The organism is Mycobacterium sp. MUNTM1 (genome assembly GCF_054660795.1).
On record NZ_BAAGDE010000006.1, the window covers coordinates 43,865 to 65,982 of the forward strand.

Annotated in this window: 17 protein-coding genes and 1 pseudogene; 11 read left to right on the plus strand and 7 right to left on the minus strand. The window is 69.2% G+C overall.

What is annotated here, in order from left to right; all coding sequences use genetic code 11:
• Window positions 1-1,445: pseudogene (locus tag ACYQ8K_RS05160) on the plus strand (CocE/NonD family hydrolase); the annotation flags it as partial.
• Window positions 1,446-1,508: 63 nt separating this feature from the next.
• Here ACYQ8K_RS05160 and ACYQ8K_RS05165 read toward each other — a convergent pair.
• The gene (locus tag ACYQ8K_RS05165) at window positions 1,509-2,117 is read right to left on the minus strand and encodes a TetR/AcrR family transcriptional regulator (protein WP_459967479.1); all 609 of its coding nucleotides are present in this window, start codon (window positions 2,115-2,117) and stop codon (window positions 1,509-1,511) included.
• A 58-nt stretch (window positions 2,118-2,175) separates the two neighbouring features.
• Here ACYQ8K_RS05165 and ACYQ8K_RS05170 point away from each other — a divergent pair, with 58 nt between their 5' ends.
• The 5 genes from ACYQ8K_RS05170 to ACYQ8K_RS05190 all read left to right on the plus strand — a co-directional run bounded on the left by ACYQ8K_RS05170 (window position 2,176) and on the right by ACYQ8K_RS05190 (window position 7,246).
• Entirely contained in the window at window positions 2,176-3,378 is a 1,203-nt protein-coding gene (locus ACYQ8K_RS05170; RefSeq protein ID WP_459967368.1) for an aromatic ring-hydroxylating oxygenase subunit alpha, read from the plus strand.
• Window positions 3,379-3,450: 72 nt separating this feature from the next.
• Window positions 3,451-4,584 carry a M20/M25/M40 family metallo-hydrolase gene (locus ACYQ8K_RS05175; RefSeq protein WP_459967369.1) on the plus strand — a complete coding sequence of 378 codons (1,134 nt, stop codon included), beginning with the start codon at window positions 3,451-3,453 and terminating at the stop codon, window positions 4,582-4,584.
• Between the two features lie 294 nt (window positions 4,585-4,878).
• Window positions 4,879-5,823, plus strand: a complete 945-nt coding sequence (locus tag ACYQ8K_RS05180) for a GNAT family N-acetyltransferase (RefSeq protein ID WP_459967480.1) — start codon at window positions 4,879-4,881, stop codon at window positions 5,821-5,823.
• Window positions 5,824-5,878: 55 nt separating this feature from the next.
• Window positions 5,879-6,568, plus strand: a complete 690-nt coding sequence (locus tag ACYQ8K_RS05185; RefSeq protein ID WP_459967370.1) for a DUF5642 family protein — start codon at window positions 5,879-5,881, stop codon at window positions 6,566-6,568.
• A 27-nt stretch (window positions 6,569-6,595) separates the two neighbouring features.
• Window positions 6,596-7,246, plus strand: coding sequence for a DUF5642 family protein (locus tag ACYQ8K_RS05190; protein ID WP_459967372.1), 651 nt, complete (start codon window positions 6,596-6,598; stop codon window positions 7,244-7,246).
• Window positions 7,247-7,379: 133 nt separating this feature from the next.
• Here ACYQ8K_RS05190 and ACYQ8K_RS05195 read toward each other — a convergent pair whose 3' ends face one another.
• Entirely contained in the window at window positions 7,380-7,976 is a 597-nt protein-coding gene (locus tag ACYQ8K_RS05195) for an alpha-ketoglutarate-dependent dioxygenase AlkB (protein ID WP_459967373.1), read from the minus strand.
• Between the two features lie 93 nt (window positions 7,977-8,069).
• On the opposite strand from ACYQ8K_RS05195, the gene arcA reads away from it, so the two are divergent.
• Window positions 8,070-9,284 carry an arginine deiminase gene (gene arcA, locus ACYQ8K_RS05200; RefSeq protein ID WP_459967375.1) on the plus strand — a complete coding sequence of 405 codons (1,215 nt, stop codon included), beginning with the start codon at window positions 8,070-8,072 and terminating at the stop codon, window positions 9,282-9,284.
• A 50-nt stretch (window positions 9,285-9,334) separates the two neighbouring features.
• Here the strand turns inward: arcA and ACYQ8K_RS05205 are convergent, their stop codons facing one another.
• Window positions 9,335-10,183 carry a DUF559 domain-containing protein gene (locus ACYQ8K_RS05205; protein ID WP_459967376.1) on the minus strand — a complete coding sequence of 283 codons (849 nt, stop codon included), beginning with the start codon at window positions 10,181-10,183 and terminating at the stop codon, window positions 9,335-9,337.
• Between the two features lie 101 nt (window positions 10,184-10,284).
• The gene (locus tag ACYQ8K_RS05210; RefSeq protein ID WP_459967481.1) at window positions 10,285-11,823 is read right to left on the minus strand and encodes a dolichyl-phosphate-mannose--protein mannosyltransferase; all 1,539 of its coding nucleotides are present in this window, start codon (window positions 11,821-11,823) and stop codon (window positions 10,285-10,287) included.
• An 81-nt stretch (window positions 11,824-11,904) separates the two neighbouring features.
• Here ACYQ8K_RS05210 and rsmI point away from each other — a divergent pair, with 81 nt between their 5' ends.
• Window positions 11,905-12,741, plus strand: a complete 837-nt coding sequence (rsmI, locus tag ACYQ8K_RS05215; protein WP_459967377.1) for a 16S rRNA (cytidine(1402)-2'-O)-methyltransferase — start codon at window positions 11,905-11,907, stop codon at window positions 12,739-12,741.
• Window positions 12,742-12,751: 10 nt separating this feature from the next.
• Here the strand turns inward: rsmI and ACYQ8K_RS05220 are convergent, their stop codons facing one another.
• The 3 genes from ACYQ8K_RS05220 to ACYQ8K_RS05230 all read right to left on the minus strand — a co-directional run bounded on the left by ACYQ8K_RS05220 (window position 12,752) and on the right by ACYQ8K_RS05230 (window position 16,203).
• A complete protein-coding gene (locus ACYQ8K_RS05220) occupies window positions 12,752-14,002 on the minus strand; it encodes an aminodeoxychorismate synthase component I (protein ID WP_459967379.1) in 1,251 nt (416 codons plus the stop codon).
• Between the two features lie 105 nt (window positions 14,003-14,107).
• Window positions 14,108-15,019: an RNA polymerase sigma-70 factor gene (locus ACYQ8K_RS05225; protein WP_459967380.1), complete on the minus strand. Its 912-nt coding sequence runs from the start codon at window positions 15,017-15,019 to the stop codon at window positions 14,108-14,110.
• Window positions 15,016-16,203 (minus strand): NAD(P)/FAD-dependent oxidoreductase, encoded by a 1,188-nt coding sequence (locus tag ACYQ8K_RS05230; RefSeq protein WP_459967381.1) that lies wholly within the window; start codon window positions 16,201-16,203, stop codon window positions 15,016-15,018. The genes ACYQ8K_RS05225 and ACYQ8K_RS05230 overlap by 4 nt, the downstream gene beginning before the upstream one ends.
• 381 nt (window positions 16,204-16,584) lie before the next feature.
• Here ACYQ8K_RS05230 and ACYQ8K_RS05235 point away from each other — a divergent pair, with 381 nt between their 5' ends.
• The 3 genes from ACYQ8K_RS05235 (at window position 16,585) to ACYQ8K_RS05245 (ending at window position 22,088) form a co-directional block, all read left to right on the plus strand.
• Window positions 16,585-18,258 (plus strand): hypothetical protein, encoded by a 1,674-nt coding sequence (locus tag ACYQ8K_RS05235; protein ID WP_459967383.1) that lies wholly within the window; start codon window positions 16,585-16,587, stop codon window positions 18,256-18,258.
• Between the two features lie 197 nt (window positions 18,259-18,455).
• Window positions 18,456-20,321 carry a putative bifunctional diguanylate cyclase/phosphodiesterase gene (locus ACYQ8K_RS05240; RefSeq protein ID WP_459967384.1) on the plus strand — a complete coding sequence of 622 codons (1,866 nt, stop codon included), beginning with the start codon at window positions 18,456-18,458 and terminating at the stop codon, window positions 20,319-20,321.
• 231 nt (window positions 20,322-20,552) lie between these two features.
• Complete coding sequence (locus ACYQ8K_RS05245; protein ID WP_459967385.1) at window positions 20,553-22,088, plus strand: tyrosine-protein kinase domain-containing protein; 1,536 nt, start codon at window positions 20,553-20,555, stop codon at window positions 22,086-22,088.
• The last annotated feature ends 30 nt before the right edge of the window (window positions 22,089-22,118 follow it).

The window sequence follows — 22,118 nt, forward strand, 5'->3', positions numbered from 1 at the left end:
TGGGCGCCCTTCCATATCGGGCTAAAACCCTTTTTTCCCCCGCGCCCGGGGTCGGCCGGGGCTCCCCGCTCAAAGCTACCTACGCTGGGATGGCGCCGCGCTAATCCTCCCGCGCCCCCGCCACCATGGGCGGGGTGCCGCACCTGCATGCGGTCCGCGGGTACGGGTCCGTCTACACGCTGCTCAACGTGGTCAACCCGACGCTGGAGTGGCTCGCCCGCGGCGGTCACGCGCGCCCGCGCTCCGGCGGCCTCGCCGCGGTGCGGCAGCGCGGACGTGACCAGCGCCGCTACTTCCGGCCCCTGATCGCCGAGGTTGTCGCCGGCGGCGACACCGCCTACGACGGCCCCTTCTGGGACGCGATGAGCCCGGGGCTGGTCCTCGCCAAGGTCGCCGCCAACGGCGTCGCGACGTTCCTCGTCGGCGGATGGCACGACGCGTTCCAGCGCGGGGCGCCGCTGAACTACGCCGCGCTGCAGAACGCGGCCGCCGGACGGCCGGACGACGCACCGATGGAACCCGGCCAGCCGGTGTCGGATCGGATCCGGTTGATGATGGGCCCGTGGTATCACGTGTCGAACCACGGCGGGCTGCACCTGCAGGCGCTGCAGTTGCGCTGGTTCGACCACTGGCTCAAAGACGACGCCGACGCGGCCATCTCTGGAAAGCCATTGACGTTCCAGGCGATCGGCAGCCCGCGGTGGTATCGCGCCGACAACTATCCGCTCGCCGAGGCGACGCCCACCCGCTTCTATCTGTCCGACCCGGGCCGGCTGAGTTTGAACGCCTCCCCGGACGGCACCGTGGTGCCACTCACCTACGTGCCGCGCGGCCCCTTGTCCGGCCGCAGCCTGGAGCAGTGGTCACTGGGCCTGAACAGCTTCATGTTCTCCCAGCGCGGCCGCACCATTCGCTACGACCAGGACAACCGTCGCCTGCAGCGTGGCGCGCTGACCTACACCACCGAGCCGTTCGGGCGGGCGAAACTGGTGGCCGGGCCGATCGCCCTGACCATCCACGCGACGGCCACCACCACCGAGACCGTGTGGGTCGCCCACCTCGACGCCGTCGCGCCCGACGGGGCCAGCCGCCCGCTGACCCAGGGCGCGCTGCTGGGCTCGCACCGCACGCTGGACCCCGACCGCACCTGGTACCTGCCCGACGGCAACGTGTTGCGGCCACAGCACCGCAGCACCCGATCGGCCGCGCAGCCCGTCGTGCCGGGGGAGCTGACCCGCTACGACGTCGAGATCTTCCCGACGGCGGCGCTGATCGAGGTGGGCCACCGGCTGCGGCTGACGATCACCACCTACGACTTTCCGCATCTGGTGCCCAGCAAGCCGGCCCGCCGGGCCCTGGCCGGCGGACACTACCAACTGCATCAGGGCGGGCCGACGCCGTCGCACCTCCTCGTCTCGTTGGTGGACCCGGACGCCGTGAGTTGAAACCGCGGCGGCTCCGCCTTCGCCGCCAAACGCGAGCCGCGGTTCACCGGAAAGTAGTCAGGCTCAGCGCTCGACGGCGGCGTGGGCGCGCACCGACGGTGCGATCCAATCCTCCAGAAACCTGCGCAGCTCCCGTCCGGCGCGCGGCGGACGGCCTGGGTCGACGATCAGTGATTGCAGGGTGCGCAGCATGATCTCGACCAGTTCGTCGAGCCTGCCCTCGGCGAATCCCGCTGCGGCCCAATCGACGTCGAATCGCTGCAGGATCGACCGGCCGAACGAGATGGCCATGTCGGACGTGACGCCCGCGGTGAAGGCGCTGGCCTTGCCGGGCTGGAACACCAGGCCGAGGTAGTTGTCGTGCGCGAGTTGCTCGTACGTGTAGGCGATGCCCTCGACCACCGCCTCGGTGGGATCGGTGATCGAACCCAGATGTGCCGCAAGGCGATCCAGGAACCCGTCGACGGCTGACAGTGCGGTCGCGCCCAGCAGCGCCTCGTGGGTGGGGAAGTACCGGTAGATCGTCTGCCGCGTCACGCCGAGCGTCGACGCGACCTCGGAGACGCTCACGGTTCCGCGCGCGTCGATGGCGCTGCGGGTGGCGCCCAGGATGCGTGCGACCGCCTCATCGTCGTCGGCCGGGATGTCACCCGACCAGCCGTGCCGGCGCATGGCGTGATCGTCGCACACGCCGGGCGCCCGCCTTGACAATACAAACAATAGTGATTGTATGGTCCGGAGCGTCGAGGCGAAGGAGACCAGCGTGACGACGACCGACAGACCGGTGAGCGGCACCGACGAGACGCTGACGCGGCGGGGCCTGCGTCTCGCGCGGGAAAAGACCACCGACCTGGCCGAGCGCGAATTGCGCGTGCCGCTGCACTACTACCGCGACCCCAAGATCACCGAGATCGAGGAATCGCAAATCCTGCGCCGGGTGCCGCTGGCCATCGTCCCGTCGGCGCAGGTGCCGAACAAGAACGACTACGTGGTGCGCTCGGTGCTGGGCGACTCGCTGCTGGTCACCCGCGACCGCACCGGCGCCAGCCACGTCTTGCTCAACTACTGCCGGCACCGCGGCGCCATGCCGGCCTGCGGTTCGGGTAACGCGTCGCGGTTCGTCTGCCCGTATCACGCCTGGACCTACCGCAACACCGGCGAGTTGTTCACCGTTCCGGGCAAGGCCGGCTTCGATTCGATGGACACCAAGGACTACGGCCTGGTCGAGCTGCCGTCCGACGAGCGGCACGGGTTCATCTGGGCGGTGCTGACGGCCGACGCCACCATCGATCTCGACGCCCATCTCGGTGACTTCGGCACGGAACTGGCGCTGTGGAATTACGAGTCGTACGGCTATCACACGCAACGCGAATTCACCTCCGCGGTGTCCTGGAAGGGCGCCCTGGAAGCGTTCGCCGAGGGTTATCACTTCCCGTACGTGCACGGCGAGAGCCTCATCGGTCAGAACACCCTGGCGAACACGATGGTCTACGACGAATTCGGCAAGCATCATCGCATCGGCTTTCCGTTCACCTGGATCACCAACGTGGACACCGACCCGACGGCGTCGCTGGACCCCTCGACGAACATGGGCGTGATCTATTGGGTCTATCCGAACCTGATCCTGGCCAACAGCCCGGTGGGAGTGGAGATCATCGACATGCTGCCCGCCGGTGAACCGACCCGGTGCACGGTCCGGCACAGCTGGATGGGCCGCGTCCCGGCCACCGACGACGCGATGAGAGCGGCCTACGACACGGTCTTCGAGGGGGTGCACGCCGCCGTGCGCGACGAGGACTTCGCCATGCTGCCCCAGTGCGGCGAGGGCGTCCGGCACGGCCAGCACGACCACATGATCATCGGACGCAACGAAATCGCCGTCCAGCACATGATCAAGGTGTTCGCCGAAGAACTGGGCGTCGCACTGGCCTGAACATCTTCCCGTTGGGTAGCCGCAGGCCAACGCGGGTACTGACCCTCTGAACCCGATGACGGAGAGGATCCGATGGCGCACCGCGACCGCGACTACACCGACGAACTGCTGCAAGAACTTCTGTTGACCTTCGGGCCGTGCGGGCAGGAGGGCGCGGTACGCGCGGTCATCGCCCGCGAACTGCAACCCCTCGTCGACGACATGTGGACCGACGACGCCGGCAACCTGATCGGCTACGTCGCGGCCGACCCCTCGGCCGGCGATCCCGGGTCCCCCAACCACCGCCACCGCACCGAGTCCATCCCCGGCACCGCGACCCGGGTGATGGCACACATGGACGAACTGTCCATGATCGTCAAGCGCGTGGAATCCGATGGCACACTGCACCTCACACAGCTGGGCACCATGTACCCGGGCAACTTCGGACTGGGGCCGGTCGCGGTGCTGGGCGACAACGAAACCCTCACCGCCGTACTGACTCTCGGCTCCGAGCACACCACCAAGGAGAGCTCGCGAATCTGGGAGACCAAGCCCGATCAGGGCGATCGCGCGCTGGACTGGGATCACGTCTATGTCTTCACCGGCCGCAGCACCGATGAGCTGACCGCCGCGGGGGTGCACGCCGGCACCCGGGTGTGCGTCGACGGTAGCAAGCGATCGGTGGTCGAGATCGGCGAGTACGTCGGCGCCTATTTCCTCGACGATCGCGCCGCGGTGGCCGCCCTGCTGAACGCCGCACGCCTGCTGCGCGAGCGCCAACAGCGGCCCGCCGACGACGTGTACCTGGTGTTCACCACCAACGAAGAGATCGGCGGGGTGGGCGGCACCTACGCCAGCGCCACCCTGCCCGGCGACCTCACCCTGGCCCTGGAAGTCGGCCCCACCGAACACGAATACAACACCAGCGTCACCGGAGGCCCGATCATCGGCTACAGCGACGCACTATGCGTCTACGACAAAGAGGTCGCCGACCGGCTGCTGAAATTCGCCACCGACCGCGAGCTGTCGCCGCAGCCGGCCGCGCTGGGCGCCTTCGAATCCGACGCCTCGCACTCCAAGGCCAACGGGCTGACCGCACGCGCCGGTCTGCTGTGCCTGCCCACGCTGAGCACCCACGGTTACGAGGTCATCGCTCGCCGCGCGATCGATGACATAGCCGCGATCGTGGTCGATTTCGTGCTGCAGCCGAGTCAAAAGACCACCTGAAAACCCGGTGGCCGCGCTGTCCGCGTGATCAACCGCGCGCTGACGGCCGCGGGCCGGGCACCAGACCCGGCATCGAAAACCGACCCGCGAATCCTTGCCGCGGCCGCAACGGTGCTCATAACCTGGCACCATCCGACCGCGTCCGGGGTGTTCGGTCCGGCGCGGTACACGACGGCGAGCAGGCGGGCAGGTCATGGCATCACCGCGACACGCAGAGCGCTGTCGCGATGCTGCGGGCGGCGGTCCTTAGCGGTGGCCGGACTGACCGGCGCCCGGTTGGACGAGCTGGCGACGATGGACATCTTCAAGGGCTGTCCCGCCGAAGACCTCGCCCCGCTGGCGGGCCGCCTGCAGCCACTGCGCGCCGCGGCCGGCCAGGTGCTGATGCGGCAGGGCGAGCAGGCCGTCTCGTTCCTGCTGATCTCCTCGGGCACCGCCGAGATCACCCATCTGGGCGACGACGGCGTGGTGATCGTCGAGCATGCGTCCCCGGGCATGATCGTCGGCGAGATCGCCCTGTTGCGTGACATTCCCCGGACCGCGACGGTCACCACCGCCGAACCGCTGACCGGTTGGATCGGCGACACCAGGGCCTTCGCCAGCCTGGTGCACATCCCCAACATCACGCCGCGACTGCTGCGCACCGTGCGCCAGCGTCTGGCGGCGTTCATCACGCCGATCCCGATCCGCGTACGTGACGGCACTCTGCTGTTGCTGCGCCCGGTGCTGCCCGGCGACAGCGAGCGCACCGTGCACGGACACGTCTACTTCTCCAGCGATACCTTGTATCGGCGGTTCATGACCCCGCGGCTTCCCACCCCGGCGCTGATGCACTACCTGTCGGAGGTCGACTACGTCGACCACTTCGTGTGGGTTGTCACCGACGGCAGTGACCCGGTGGCCGACGCGCGCTTCGTGCGGGACGCGAACGACCCGACGGTCGCCGAGATCGCCTTCACCGTCGCCGACGCCTATCAGGGCCGCGGTATCGGCACCTTCCTGATCAGCGCGCTGTCCATCGCCGCCGAGGTCGACGGCGTCGAAAGGTTCTCCGCGCGAATGCTTTCCGACAACGGGCCGATGCGCGCGATCATGGACCGCTACGGCGCCGTTTGGCAGCGCGAAGACATCGGCGTCATCACCACGGTGATCGACGTGCCCCGCCCGCGCCACCTGCGCCGTGAGGAGGCCGAGCAGATCAAGCGGGTGGCCCGACAGGTGATCGCGGCGGTCGGCTGAGGCCGCGCTGGCGTGGGACGACGGGTGCGGTCGCGTCGTGTGTTATCAACTCCTCATGCGGCCGTTCCGGATTGGCCCGTCACTGGCTGCCGTGCTCGCGGTGGTCATCGCCGCGTGCGGTCACTCACCCGCGCGCGCACCCTCGGCCAAATCCACGAAACCCGTTCCGCCCAGCGCCGTTACCGTCAACCCCGCCAACATCAAACGGGTCGTTCGAGACCTGCCGCCCGGCTACGAGGTGACCACCGGGATCCCCAGCACCGCCTCACCGAGGGTGATCTGGAGCCTGGGGGACGACCTGCAGGCCAAGCCGGCCACATGCGGGACGCTGGCCGATCCCGGGAACGGGCGCGACCAGTCGGCGCAGGGCGTGTCGGGATCGGGGAGCGGCGGCATCGTCGACGCGGTGGTGGTGGCTTTGCCGGAGCCGGTCGATTTTCCGGACGACCTGCTCGCCTCGTGCTCCCAGTGGTCGGAGTCCGCTGGGCGGACCGTGGTGCATGTCCACCTCACCGACGCGCCGCACGTCGACGGCGCCGACACCGTCGGCATGGTGGCAGATGTGAAGTCATCCGTCGAATCAGGCACCGAAATCGATTCGCGCACCTACACATTCACCGCGTACCTGGGCAACTATTACGCGTTCACCACGCTGACCACCGATCCGGGTTCGGCGCTTCCGGTGCTGCCGCCGCAGTTCGCCGCGGATCTGCTCGCCAAAACGGTGTCCACGTTGCGCAGCTGAGGCACCCGCTTGGGTAGATTGGCCACGATGTCCAAGATGTTGCTCGCGGTCGCGGCCGTCTGTGTCCTGGCCGGCTGCTCTTCGGCCAGTCACCCGACCAAGGTCGACATCAGCAAGGTCGCCGACGTGAAGTCCAGTTTCGGACCCGAGTTCAAGGTCAGCGACATCAGCGAACGGGGAATCGATCCCAAGCTGCTGGCGGGCCGCAAACTGCCCGACGGGTTGACGTTCGACCCGGCGAACTGCGCGAAAGTGGCGGCCGGGCCGGACATGCCGGCGGACCTGAAGGGCAACATGGCCGCGGTCACCGCCGAGGGCCGCGGCAACCGGTTCGTCGTGATCGCGCTGGAGACGTCAAAAGCGTTGCCGTTCAACGATCCCGGTAAGGACTGCACCAAAGTGACCTTCACCGGGCCGCAGATGCGGGGCGGTGTCCAGGTGGTCGAGGTGCCGCAGATCGAGAGCACCCGCACGCTGGGCGTGCATCGCGTCATGCAGGCGCTGACAGCGGGCGGTCCACGCACCGGTGAGTTGTACGACTATTCGGCCGTATTCGGCGACTACCAGGTGATCGTCATCGCCAATCCGTTGGTGGTTCCCAATCAGCCGGTCGCCCCGGTCGACACCCAGCGGGCGCGCGACCTGCTCGTCAAAGCGGTGTCCGCGGTGCGCACCTGAGCCTTTTAGCTTGATGGCGGCGGCCCGCGGCGCCCGGCTTGGACTATGCGGCGACCCGCTGCGCCCGGCTACGCCGCGCTTGCGATCGCCGCGGCCGCGCTTGCGATCGCCGCGGCCGCGCTTGCGACCGTCGCTAGCGCACACCGCGAGGCCGGAACTGGATGCTGACCCGGGGGCCGACGGGCGCCGTCGTCTTGGGCACCGCGTGCTCCCAGGTGCGCTGGCACGAACCGCCCATCACCAACAGGTCGCCGTGCGCCTGCGGTAACCGCAGCGACGGGCCGCCGCCGCGGCGGCGCATCGCGAACGCGCGGGTGGCGCCCAGGCTGACGATCGCCACCATGGTGTCCTCCGAACTGCTGCGACCGATGGTGTCGCCGTGCCAGGCCACGCTGTCCGAGCCGTCGCGATAGCAACACAACCCGACGGTGGTGAACGGCTCGCCGAGTTCGCCGGCGTAGATGTCGTTGAGCCGGCGCCGCAGCCGGGCCAGCTCCGGGTGCGGCGGCTCGTCGACCGTGAGGTCGTGAAAGCTCACCAGCCGCGGCACGTCGACGACCCGGTCGTACATCTGCCGGCGCTCCTCGCGCCACGGCACCGTCGACAGCAGGGCGTCCAGCAGGTCATCGGCGTCGGTGAGCCAGCCGGCACGGATCTCGATGAACGCGCCGTCACCGAGCTGCCTGCGCTCGGTGTGCTGGAACAGGGAGCCTTGGACCGCGATCTCCACGCAGCCGAGTTTATCGCACATCCGTTCGATCGCATGGGGCGCGCGGCGGGCGTGTGGCGGGACCGCGCGCCCCGGCGCCGCTACGGTTGAGCTGTGGGTGTTGTTGAGCTGGGCACCAATTCCGAGATCGGCGCGCTGCGCGTGGTCATCCTGCACCGCCCCGGGTCCGAGCTGCTCCGCCTCAATCCGCGCAACGTCGACCAGTTGCTGTTCGACGGCCTGCCGTGGGTCGCCCGCGCGCAGGACGAACACGACCAGTTCTCCGCGCTGCTGCGGTCCCGCGGCATCGAGGTGCTGCTGCTGTCGGACCTGCTCACCGAGGCGCTGACGCACAGCGGCGCCGCCCGCATGCAGGGCGTGGCGGCCGCCGTCGACGCACGACGGCTCGGAGTGCCGTTGGCACAAGAACTTTCGGGCTACCTGCGGGGACTCGAGCCGGCCCGGCTGGCCCAAGTGCTGATGGCCGGCATGACGTTCAACGAATTGCCCTCCGACACCCGCACCGACGTGTCGCTGGTGCTGCGCATGCACCACGGCGGCGATTTCGTCATCGACCCGCTGCCCAACCTGGTCTTCACCCGCGACTCGTCCATCTGGATCGGCGGGCGGGTGGTGATCCCGACGCTGGCATTGCGCGCCCGCATCCGCGAGGCGTCGCTGACCGATCTCATCTACGCCCATCACCCGCGGTTCACCGGCGTGCGGCGTGCCTACGAGTCGCGCACCGCCCCCGTCGAGGGCGGTGACGTGCTGCTGCTGGCGCCCGGCGTGGTCGCCGTCGGGGTGGGGGAGCGGACCACCCCGGCCGGCGCGGAAGCGTTGGCCCGCAGCCTTTTTGATGACGACCTGGCGAACACGGTGCTTGCGGTGCCGATCGCTCAGCGGCGCGCCCAGATGCACCTGGACACGGTGTGCACGATGGTCGACACCGACACGGTGGTGATGTACGCCAACATCGTCGACTCGTTGTCGGCGTTCACCATTGCGCGCACACCGGACGGAGTCGCGATCAGCGACGAGGCCCCGTTCCTGGAGGCCGCGGCCAAGGCGATGGAGATCGACAAGCTTCGGGTCATAGATACGGGGCTCGATCCCGTCGTCGCCGAGCGCGAGCAGTGGGACGACGGCAACAACACGCTGGCGCTCGCCCCCGGCGTGGTCGTCGCCTACGAACGCAACGTGCAGACCAACATTCGCCTGCAGGACGCCGGCATCGAGGTGCTGACCATCGCGGGATCCGAACTGGGCACCGGCCGCGGCGGTCCCCGGTGCATGTCGTGCCCGGCCGCCCGCGACCTGCTGACGTAACAGCGTCGAGATTGCCGCTAGGGTCGCGGTCGGTAGGTGAAGCACAGCCTTCACGGCAATCTCGGCGACGAACGGCGCCTCAGCGCCTCGCGCACGCGTTGAACGATCACGTTGGGTCGGTCCTCCTTAATCACCCTGATCACGTTCCAGCCGAGTCGGTCCACCATCTCGGCTCGCCGGATGTCTTTCACGTACTGTCTTCGGTCGGTGCGATGTTGCTCGCCGTCGTATTCGACTGCCACCATCGGCTGTTCCCACCCCATATCCAGGAAAGCGACGATGCGTCCGTCGGTAACCCGAATCTGCGTGGTAGGCGGGGGGAGTCCCGCGTCTATGAGGACGAGTCGCAGCCAGCTTTCTTTGGGTGATTGCGCACCGCCGTCCATCAGCGAGAGGGCTGCCCGGCACCGGCGCACGCCTCTCGCTCCTTTGTGGCCCGCGATCAACGTAGTCACCTCGGCGGCCGTGACGCCGGTCGCTGCGGACAAGGCGTCGAGATGGGTCACGGCCAATCCCCGCGGCAGGTGCCGACCAAGATCGAAAGCGGTACGCGCCAGGCTGGTGACAAGCATTCCGCCTAGGCCAACGACTTCTTCGGCACCGGTTCGTTCCCGGCGAACGATGATCCCGGGCGGCGGATGGTTGAACGGTCCGATGATCTCTATGGGTGTGAACTCGTCGACCCACTTGGCCCCGTGGAGCGCGGCGGCGGCACGGCCCGCGATGGTGCCTCGGCGGCCAGACCACAGCCAGGCCCCGATGATGTTCTCCCGCAGCGACATCGGGGCGTGTTTCGGAAGGTAGACGTTCCGGTGGATTCGCCGATAGTTCCAACGCAATTGACCACGCGTCATCGCGCCCCGCGCTATCGCCTCGGTCCCGAGGAAGGCCCTCGCCACGCGCCCATCATGAGCGCCGCCAGCGCTGCCGCGTCCACATTGCCGCCATGGCTGTGGATAAGGTGCGAAGCGCAGCCCTCACGGCAATCTCGCGGCAAAAGCTAGCGCCAGCTGGGCAGCCAGATCTCCATGTTCCAGGTCTGCTGCGAAATCGGCAGGCCGGTCAGTATCGGGAACAGCCACGCGAAGTTGGTCACCACCGCGGCCACATAACAGGACACGGCGATCAGCCCGAGCGTGCGTCGTTCCGAATTGTCATGGAGCCGCAGCCGCCGGGGCGGTGCGCCCGGGGTGTAGAGGACGTCGCCGCAAATCAGCGCGATCGCCATCACCAGGAACGGGGCCATGGTCGCCGCGTAGAAGAAGTACATCTGCCGATCGATGTCGGCGAACCACGGCAGCCAGCCGGCGCAGTAGCCGACCAGCACCGCGGCGTACCGCCAGTCGCGCCGGACCAGCATGCGCCACAACGCGAAAACCAGGACCGGCACCGCCAGCCACCACATCGCCGGGGTGCCCACCAGCATCTCGGCCTTGACGCAGGATTGGGCGCCACACCCGGCGACGTTCTGCTCGTCGATGGCATAGAGCACCGGCCGCAGCGACATCGGCCAGCTCCACGGCTTCGATTCCCACGGGTGGTAATTGCCCGCGGAATTCGTCAAACCCGCGTGGAATTGGAACGCCTTCGCGGTGTAATGCCACAGCGACCGGATCGCGTCGGGCATCGGAACAATCGAATGGGCGCCGATCGTCTGGCCCACCTCGTGCCGGTCGATGGCGGTCTCGGAGGCGAACCACGGTGCGTAGCTGGCCAGGTACACCAGCACCGGCATGACGGCCAGCGCGTACGCGGTCGGGACGAGGTCGCGCCGCAGTGTCCCCAGCCACGGCCGGGTGACCTGGTACTGGCGCCGCGCGGCCACGTCGAACGCCAGCGACATGGCCCCGAAGAACAGCACGAAGTACAGGCCCGACCACTTTGTGCCGCAAGCCAATCCGAGCAGGATCCCGGCGCCGAAACGCCACCACCGCACACCCAGCCGCGGCCCCCACACCGTGTCGGCGTTGCGGCCCTCCAGCAGCGCGATGTGCATCCGTTGCCGAACCTGGTCGCGGTCGACGATCAGCGCGCCGAACGCCGCGACCACGAAGAACGTGAGGATGCCGTCGAGCAGGGCGGTCCGCGAGGCGACGAAGCTGACGCCGTCGCAGATCACCAAAACCCCGGCGATGGCGCCGACCAGCGTCGAGCGGCTGATCCGCCGGACGATCCGCATCACCAGTGCCACCATCACCACGCCGAGCAGCGCGCCGGTGAACCGCCAGCCGATGCCGCTGTAGCCGAAGATCGCCTCGCCCAGGGCGATCAGCTGCTTGCCAACCGGGGGGTGGACGACCAGGCCGAACCCGGGGTTGTCTTCGACGCCGTGATTGTGCAGCACCTGCCAGGCCTGCGGCGCGTAATGCTTCTCGTCGAAGACGGGCGTGCCGCCGTCGGTGGGTGAGCCAAGATTGAGGAACCGGGTCACCGCGGCCACCAGCGTGATCACCCCGGTCACGACCCAGCCGCGGACATGATCGGTCGGGCCGAAATCGGCCACCGGCACCAGCGGCCCGGGGCTGACGACGGGCACCACGCGCTCCTGGTCGGCACCCTCCATCGTCAAGGGGGATTCGCGGGGCGGGGCGGTCATCACGTCGATCGTAGGCTGTCGGTCATGACCACCGGCCGCCTGTTGCTGGGCGCGACCCCGCTGGGCCAGCCGTCGGACGCCTCCCCCCGCCTGCTGGACGCCCTGGCCCGGGCCGACGTGGTGGCCGCCGAGGACACCCGTCGGGTGCGCACCCTGGCCAAGGCCCTCGACGTGCGGATCAGTGGTCGGGTGATCAGCATGTTCGACCAGGTCGAGAACGCCCGGGTGGAGTCGGTGATCGAGGCGATCCGCGCGGGCGCGACGGTGCTGGTGGTCAGCGACGCCGGGATGCCGCTGATCAGCGACCCCGGCTACCGGCTGGTGACGGCCTGCGTGGAGGCCGGACTGCCGGTGGGATGCCTGCCGGGGCCGTCGGCGGTGACGACCGCGTTGGCGCTGTCCGGCCTGCCTGCCGAGAAGTTCTGCTTCGAGGGATTCGCGCCGCGCAAGAAGGGGGCGCGGCGGACCTGGCTGGACTCCTTGGCCGACGAGCGACGCACGTGCGTGTTCTTCGAATCGCCGCGCCGGTTGCACGCCTGCCTGCAGGACGCGGTCGAGCGGCTCGGCGGCACACGCCGGGCGGCGGTCTGCCGGGAGCTGACCAAGGTGCACGAGGAAGTGGTGCGTGGGTCGCTCGACGAGCTGGCGGTGTGGGCGGCCGACGGTGTGCTCGGGGAGATCACCGTGGTGCTGGCGGGCGCCACCCCGAGCGCCGACCTGCCGTCGCTGGTCGCCGAGGTCGAGGAGCTGGTCGCGGGGGGCACCCGCATCAAGGACGCCTGCGGCGAGGTGGCCGCCGCCCACCCGGGGGTGCGTTCGCGTCAGCTCTACGACGCGGTGTTGCAGTCCCGGCGCGGCTGAGGCCGCGCGGTCAGACGGCCGGGCTCGCGGCGGCGACGGACGGCAGCCCGACGATCGGAGAGGCCTTGTGCAGGCATTCGGCCCACTCGGCGTCGGGCTGGGAGTCGGCGGTGATCCCGCCGCCGACGCCCAGCACGGCGGCGCCCACGGCATCGAATTCGACCGTGCGGATCGCGACGTTCAGCTCGCAGCCGGCCACGGGTGAGGCCAATCCTATTGTGCCGCAATATATTCCACGCCGATTCGGCTCCCATTGCGAGAGCAGTTGCCGGGCACGGTGTTTGGGCGTCCCGGTGACCGAGGCCGGCGGGAAGGTGGCATCCAGCAGCGCCGACGTCGGCAAGTCGGTGGGGACCTGCGCGGACACCGTCGACACCAGGTGCCACACGCCCGGGGCCCGCCGCACCACCAGCAGCTCGGGCACCGTCACCGTGCCGGTGACCGCGACTCGGCCGAGGTCGTTGCGGACCAGGTCGACGATCATGATGTTCTCGGCGACCTCTTTGGCCGACGCACGCAGCGCCGCGGGCCAGGCATCGAGCGGCAAGGTGCCCTTGATCGGGCTGGACCTGACGACGGTGCCGCGCCGTTGCAGGAAGAGCTCCGGGGACAGCGACGCCACCGCGCCCCAGGTGCCGGCGACGTAGGCCGCCCGGGCCGGCGACGTGCGCGCGACGCCGTCGATGAAGAAGTCGAGCGGGGAGCCGGTGACCGTCCCGGTGAACTGCGTGCACACGCAGGCCTGGTAAACCTCCCCGGCGCGGATGGCCTCCAGGCAGGCCAGCACCCCGCCGCGATGCGCGGCCCGGTCGGCGATGCCCCAATCGATGTCGCACTCGCGCGGCGCGACATCCGGTGCGGCCAGCGCGGTGGCGAGCCACCCCGGCATCGGCGCGCCGGAGAGGCTCTCGTACCACCAGTGCCCCTCGCGGTCGCGGCGCAGCACGCAGTCGGTCCACCCGCCGGCGGCCTCGGGGATGCGGCTGGGCTCGGCGCCGGCGCCGGCGTCGGGGTAGGACAGGTAACCGATCCAGCCGCCGCCCACCGCGTGCGGCTCCGGCGTCCGCGACGCCTCGACCGCGAACACGTCGTCGGCGTGCACCGGGCGCACCGACAGGCTCGGCGCGATCACCGCGAGGGCGCCGAACCACTCGCCGGTCAGCGCGGCCGGCGGGGGCAGACCGAACCGGCGGGTGGCGTCGCCCACGGCGCGCAGCACCTGGGGTGCGGCGCCAAGGTCGCCGAGCCGGTCGATTCGCACAGCCCTAGCTTGACAGAGCGGCGGCGTGTCGCACCCGCGGCGCCCGCCGCTGGTCGGATGGCGGCGACCCGTCCCCGGGCTACGCGCCCTTTGCGATCGCCACGCTCAGCCGCGGCTGATGTCGCGCGCGGTGGCCAGTGCGGCCAGTTTCTGCGGGTTGCGCATCACGTAGAAATTGGTGATCTTGTTGCCGACGATCTCCAGCGTGATCACACCCTCGAGCCGTTCGTCGAGGTATAGCAACACCGCCGGGGCGCTGTTGCAGGTCACCATGTCCACCCGCATCGTGCCGAGGGCCGCGGCCCGGCGCATCAGGCCGGCGACCGCGCGGGCGACCTTCTCGGCGCCGACCACCGGCCGCCGGGCGGCGCTCACCACGCCGCCGCTGTCGGCCGTCCAGGTGGCGTCCGGGGCGAGCATCGTCATCAGCGCTTCCACGTCGCCGCCGGCCGCAGTGGCCAGAAACTGCGCGGTGATCTCGGCGTTGCGTTCCGGGTCCACCGAGTCGAAGCGCTTGCGCCGGGCCCGCACGTGTTCGCGGGCGCGGTGCGCCACCTGCCGGACGGTGGGCGTCGGCCTGCCCACCGCCTCGGCGATCTCGCCGTAGTCGAACCCGAACACCTCGCGCAGCACGAACACCGCCCGCTCGTCGGGACTCAACGTCTCCAGCAACACCAGCATCGCCATCGAAATCGACTCCGCCAGAACGACGTCGGCCGCGGGATCCTGCTCGTCGAGCAGCAGCGGCTCGGGCAGCCACGGCCCCACGTAGTCCTCGCGCCGGCGAGCACCGGCCCGCAGCGAGTTCAGCGCCTGGCGGGTGACCAGCTGGGCCAGATACGACTTGGTGTCGCGCACCGTCGCCAGGTCGACCGCCGCCCACCGCAGATAGCTCTCCTGCAAGACGTCGTCGGCCTCGGTCGCCGAGCCCAGCATCTCGTAGGCGATGGTGAACAGCAGTGGTCGCAGCAGGGTGAACCGTTCGGCGTGCTCGCTGCCGGCCGGTGCTTGCGTCATGGCGCGACGGCCTCCGGGTCGGCCGGGGACTGCGCGGGCCGCTTGCCGCCCTTGATCCAGCGATACGAACCGGGCTTGGCCGCCTCCCGCCGGATCGACCACACCGTGCCCTTGCAGATCGCTTCCTTGAGCGACGCCGCCGCCCGGCCACCGAGGTACATGTTCACCGGGGTGTCGTCGGTGCGCGCCATCTGGAAGGTGGCGTGCGTGCGGCCCAGGCTGATGCACTGCCCGACGAAGGCCTGGTTCAGCGCCGCGGGGGTGTCGCCGGCGATACGGGCGAGCACGGTGTCGGCGGCTTGGGCGCCCATCGGGCCTGCGGCCTGGCAGCTCATCCGCAACGGCTGGCCGGACGGCGCGGCGGCGTCGCCCGCGGCGACGACGCGCTCGTCGTCGATGCTGGTGAGCGTCTCGTCGGTGAGCAGCCGGCCGGTCGGGTCGGTGTGCAGCCCGCTGCGTACGGCCAGGTCCGGCACGGCGAATCCGGCCGTCCAGATGGTCGCCCCGCTGGGCAGCACCACGCCGTCGCTCAGCACCACCTCATCCCAGCGCACCTCGGCCACCGCCACGGACTCCAGCACGTTGACACCCAGGCGCCGCAGCCGCTTGGCCACCGAGCGCCGGCCCCGCTTGCTCAGCGACGGACCGAGCACCGGGCCGCAGACCAGGGTCACCGGGCGTCCGGCCGCGGCGAGCTCGGAGGCCGTCTCGATGCCGGTCAGCCCACCGCCGACCACGGTGACGGGTGCGGGCAGCGGCAGATCGGTGAGCGCGTAGTGCAGCCGCTGCGCGCTTTCCAGGTCGGCGACCGAATGCGCGAACTCGGCGTAGCCGGGCACCGTCGACGCGGTGGCGCCGGTGCTTCCCACGGCGTAGATCAGGTAGTCGTAGGCCAGTTCGGCGCCGGAGGCCAGCCCCACCCGGCGGCCGGTGGTGTCGATGTGATCAACCGAGTCGACGATCAGCTGGATCCCCTCGCCGAGCAGCGTCGCGTAGTCGGCGGTCGCCGTGCCGGTGTCGGCAACCAACTGGTGCAAGCGGATTCGCTCGACGAAGACCGGTCGCGGGTTCACCACGGTGATCTCGATGTCCGGGCGCTGGCGCAGCCGGTTGGCCGCCAGCGTTCCGGCGTATCCGGCGCCGACAACGACAACATGGGTTCTTTGTGAGGCCACCTCGGTCATGGCTGTCTCCTTTTCGTGAGGACCTGTGCCCTTGAGACACCGCAGACCCGCCGAGCGTGACAGGGTCGCCCGCAAGTGTGACCCGTCTCACTTCCCGGTACGCGGCGCTGCGGGCCGATGACCGCCTGCACCCCGCTGAGCTGCGGCGAAGCCATGCCGAAACGCGCATGATACGCTGCGCTACGCCAATTCGTGGCCTGCCCCGGGCCGCCTGCACGCACCACTAGAACGCGCGAAATACGGGGCCACTTACCCGCGCATCGGTGTGTATCGGGAGAAGCAACCTTGACGACGATGACAGCTCTGACCGGGCGAGGCGCCGCGCCGGCGCGGTCGTGCAGCCCGCGCGGGCGGTTGTCGTCGGGCGCGATCTGACGTCACATGGTGTGCTCATTGAGGAAACGTGCGTTGGCCGCTGTCGTGTGCGCGGCTGTGGTGCTCACCGGTTGCGGCGGTAAGAGCGACCCCGGGCCGCTGTCGGCGATGGTCAGCCCGGCCATCCCAGGCACCGCGCAGGAGATCCCGAACCCGCTGCGCGGCCAGTACGAGGAGATGCTGAATCCGCTTTTCCCGCAAGGCAATTCGGCGCAGCAGCGATACTCCGCCTGGCCGGCGTCCTACGACGCCAGCCTGCGCGTCTCGTGGCGGCAGTTGCAGCCCGTCGACCCGCGCACGCTGCCCCCGGACGCACCGGATGACCGCAAGTTCGATTTCAGCGCCATCGACGACGCGCTGGCCAAGCTCGGCAGCCGCAACATGCGCCTGACCCTGGGCGTGTACGTCTACAAGTCCTGCTGCAACGACGCCTACGCCGACAACACCAACATCGCGATTCCGGACTGGCTGCGCCCGTCGGCCGCCAGCTACCCCGCGCCGCCGAACGCTTCCGCCCCGGGCGTGACCCAGGTGGTGCCGAACTTCAACGACCCCGACTACCTCAACGGCGTCAGCCAGTTGCTGGCCGCGCTCGGCCGCCGCTACGACGGCGACGAGCGCCTGTCCGTGTTCGAGTTCTCCGGGTACGGGGACTTCGGCCAGAACCAGCTCGCATACCTGCGTGATTCGCTGAGCGCGCCGGGTCCCACCCCCGACGACAGCGCGGTGAAGCTGGGTTATTACAGCCAGTTCCGAGACCAGAGCATCACCAAGGCCTCCATCGCGCAGCTGGTCGCGGCCAACACCAACGCCTTCCCGCACACCCAGCTGGTGGTGGCCCCGCAGAATCCGGAGATCGTCCGCCAACTGTTCGCCGACGACATCACCAAGAAGTTGGCCGCACCGGTCGGCATCCGCGCCGACTGCCTCGGGGTGCGGGCGCCCCTGCCGGAATGGGCCGAGGCCACCGACTCGCACTACGTGCGGTCCAACGACGCGGTGGTCAACGCGATCAAGCAGCGGCTGATGACCGCGCTGGTGATCAGCCAGTGGTGCCGCTTGCCCAGCGGTGCCGACGCCCGGTCGTATTACGAGAAGGGCCTGCACGACGTCATCCGCTATCACGTGTCGATGACGTCGAGCGCCGATTTCCCGGACCGCGATGCGACGTCGGCGATGGATCCCAAGCTGTTTCAGCTGTGGAGCCAGGCCAATACGTCCGCCGGCTACCGGTATTCGGTCGAGGCGAAGCCGGGATCGCAATCGATCCAGGGCAAGGTGGCGACGATCTCGGTCGACTGGACCAACTACGGCTCGGCGGCGGCCACCGAGCGCTGGGTGCCCGGCTACAAGCTGGTGGACTTCTCGGGCGCGGTGGTTCGCAGCCTGCCGGCGAACGTCAACCTCAAGACGTTGGTCCACGACGAATCCAGCCAGTCGCGTGAGGAGCCTGTCGCGGAGTCGGCCAGCGAGTCGGTGCATGTGGACGTCGCCGGCCTGGCGCCGGGTCACTACACGCTGCGCGCCTCGGTCGAATGGCAACAGCACATTCCGGGCGCCTCGCACGTGGTGAACTACGCCCCGATGGCCCTGGCGCGGGACGGCCGCGACGGCTCCGGACTGTACCCGATTGCCACACTTGACATTCCGAGCGACGCGGCCTCAGCAAACGGTCAGTGATCCGTCGCCTCGCGGCGCCCGTCGGCACCTTGCCGTAAGTCCTGATCGGCCGGGCCGTGCGTGATACCGTTTCCAAACGGATTTCGGCCGCGCCGCCGCGTGGTTCGACGTTCGGCCAGCAAACAACCGAGCGAACTATCGGACCCCTTCGATGGGTATTCGGACGGGTCGCCGAGTGTGCCCGTATCGGAGGACCCGTGCCACGCAGTCTGGACCTGGTGGTCACCTCCGTCGCCACCCAGTTGATGGAGGCCACGGCGTCCACCGCGACCCAGGTCAGCGAAAAGGTTCTCGCGCAGCTCGTCGCGCAGTTCGACGTGGACGCCAGCTTCCTGCGCCACCACGCCCCGGACGCCCCGGCCTCGGTGCCGGTGGCCGAGTGGCCAAGGCGCACCGACGCCACCGATCCGGATCCGGTGGCCGATCTCGAGCTGGACGGCGCCGAATCGGTGCTCGCCCAGTGCGAGCGCGACCGCAAGCCGGTGGTGACCCGGCCGGATCGGCCCAGCGGCTGGATTCGCCGCTCGCTGAACCAGGGCAAGTCACCGGTGTCGCCGTCGCTCGCCGTCGCGCCGCTGGTGTCCGGCGATGCGACCACCGGCGTGCTCGGCTTCGTCAAGTTCGGCGCCCGCAAGTGGAAACAAGCGGAGATCAACACGCTCGAGGCGGTCGCCGCGCTGTTCGCTCAGCTGCAGGCCCGCATCGCCGCCGAGGAACGGCTCCGCTATCTGGCCGAACACGACGACCTGACCGGCGTCTACAACCGTCGCGCGCTGGTCGCGCACCTGACCGAGCGGCTCGCGGCCGGCAGCCCCGGGCCCGTCGCGGTCTTCTACCTCGACCTCGACCGGCTTAAGCCGATCAACGACTACCTCGGCCACTCCGCGGGCGACTGGTTCATCACGATGTTCGCGCAGCGCCTCGAGGAGTGCGCGGGAAGCCAGAGCATGATCGCCCGGCTGGGCGGCGACGAGTTCGTGGTCATCCCGCACCAGCCGATGCCCTCGGAGGATGCCGAGGCGTTCGCGCGTCGCCTGTCGGCGATGTTGTGCGATCGCCTCACCATCGGCGGCCATGTGATCAGCCGCACCGTCAGCATCGGGCTGGCGGTGGGCACGCCCGGGACCGACAACTGCGCCGACCTGCTCCGGCGAGCCGACGAGGCCGTGCTGACGGCCAAGCGCGCCGGCGGCAACCAGACCGCGGTGTCCACGGACGACATGTCGCTGAAACGGGCCTTCCGCAACGACATCGAGCTGCACCTGCAGGGCGACATCGAAAGCGAAGGCCTGATCCTGCACTACCTGCCCGAGGTCGACCTGTGGACCGGCGCCATCGTCGGCGCCGAGGCGCTGGTGCGGTGGCGTCATCCGGTGTGGGGCCTGCTGCTGCCCGACGCGTTCATCGGTGTCGCCGAATCGACCAACCTGGCCGCGGAATTGGGCCGGTGGGTGATGCGCAGCGCCTGCGCCGAATTCAGCGGGTGGCGGGCCAACGGTGTCGGGCAGGGCGCCATGCTGCGCATCAACGTGTCGCCGATCCAGCTGATCAGCCGCGGTTTCGTGGAAGGTGTCGCCGACACCATCGGCGAGTTCGGCATCGAGGCCGAGTCGGTGTGCCTGGAGATCACCGAGCGCGCGGTGGTGCACGACATCGACACCACGCGAAAGACCTTGGCAGAGCTCAAGGAGGTGGGCGTGCAGATCGCCATCGACGACTTCGGCACCGGTTATGCCGTTCTGTCCCACCTGAAGTCCCTTCCGGTGGACATGCTCAAGATCGATGCCGGGTTCGTGCGTGACGTGGGCACCAGCGCTGGTGACCTGGCCATCGTCCGCGCGATCATCGGGCTGGCCGAGGCGTTCGACCTGGAAGTGGTCGCCGAAGGCGTCGAGACCCCCGCTGCCGCACTGACTCTGATGCAACACGGCTGCCACCGCGCGCAGGGCTTCCTGTTGTCGCGCCCGCTCCCCGGTGATGCGATGGCGGCCTTGCTGTCCGCGCGCTGGATGCCGATGCCGTTTCTGGCCGATCGCGAGTCATCGTCACTGGGTTCGCTGTAGCGCTGAAGTGCGGAGGGTCGAGGCGCCCTGACCGGCGCGTCGCGAGTGGCGAAACCCTACGCCCATGCGACCTGTGCGACGGGCGCGGCAGCTCGGGATCAAGGCACCCTGTCGATTTCGACAAAGCGCGCGTGATGATGCTGCATAATCTGCTGTGGGTACGCGCGGCCGGCGCTAGGAAATCTTCAATGGCGCTATTCGCGCCAGCAACTCGGGAAAGGTTCTTAGCCGATGGATTTCCGTACCTTCGTCCGGATTCTCGGCACGCACTGGAAACTCGCCCTGACCGGGCTGCTGGTCTGTACGATCGGCGCCGCGTTCGTTACGGCGTTGCAGACGAAGCATTATCAGTCGTCGGCTACGGTCCTCGTCTCGTTTTCCGGTGCCACCGACTTGAACGAGTTGTACAGCGGCACGGAGGCCGCCCAAGAACGGCTGTCGTCGTATGCCCAGATCGCCGGAGGGCGCATCGTGGCGGAGCGTGCTATCCGCCAACTCCAGCTTCCGATCAGCGTCGATGACCTGTTGAGCCAGACCCAGGTGAAATACACCGCGAAATCGGTGCTCTTCACGATCAGCGTCAAAGACACCGATCCGGCGCGTGCTGCCGCGCTGGCGGGCGCAATGGCGAATCAATTCGGCGTGATCGTGCCGACCCTCGGCGCGAATCCGGCCTCGGACGGTGCGGTCGTGCCGGCAACGCCGGGCGCGCGGCCCGAGGCGGATGAGCCGACCCTGCCGGCGGGCCAACCGCAGGACATCCCCGGCCCGCCGGGGCCGGCAGGACCGCCCGGGCCGCCAGGGGCTCCGGGACCGCCGGGGCTGCAGGTACCGGCAGGAGTGCTGGGGCCGACGGGGAAACCGTGGCCGAAAGCGCGGGCGACGGTCGTCGAAGCGCCTCGGGCATCCAAGATTCCGGTTTCGCCGGTGCCCATGCGCAACATGCTGATCGGTTTCATCGCCGGGGTGCTGCTTGCCATCGCGGTGGCGCTGACCCGCGAGGCCAGCGACCGCACCATTCGTACCCGCGAGAAGCTAGAAGCCGTTTCGGGACTGCCGATTTTGGCGGAGCTGCCCGGAAAGCGCGGAAAGGTTCCGCGCTTCGGCACCGACGCCGCATCCGACGACGCCATCCGGGGCATGCGCACCCGCCTGCTCAGGACGATAGGACCGGACGCCCGCCGGGTGTTGGTGACCGGGCCGTTCGGCGGCGAAGGCACGACGACGACCGCGATGAACCTTGCGCTCGCCCTCGCCGAAATGGGCGAGGACACACTGCTTGTCGAGGGCGATAGCCGTCGGCATGTGGTCGCCGGCTTACTGCGGGTCGAATCGGGCGAGGGATTGGGCAATGCTCTGGCCAACCCCGACCTCGCCGCGGAAGCCGTGAAGCCAACGCCGATTTCGAAGCTGTTCACCCTGGCGTCCCGCTCCGCGCGCCGCGAGAGTTTGCCTGCCAGCGCCTATTTGCCAGAAGTGCTGGACCGGGTCCTGCGGGAATTGTCGTCGCGCTTCGATCGAATCGTGGTCGACGGCCCGCCGGTCCTCGCGACGGCCGATGCCGGACTGCTGGCCGGCGCCGTGCATGCCACGGTGGTGGTGGTTCGCGCGAGACGCACCACCGCAGACGAACTCAAGGACGCGATAGCCGCGCTGCGCGCGACCGGCGCGGAAATCGTCGGCACCGTGCTGACCGACGCCCGCCAGTCGCTGCACATCAGGGCCGCGGACCGCGCCTACCGGTCAAAGGCCAGCGGGGCGGCGTGATCCGCCCTCTGCGCTTCGGCGTGGACCGCA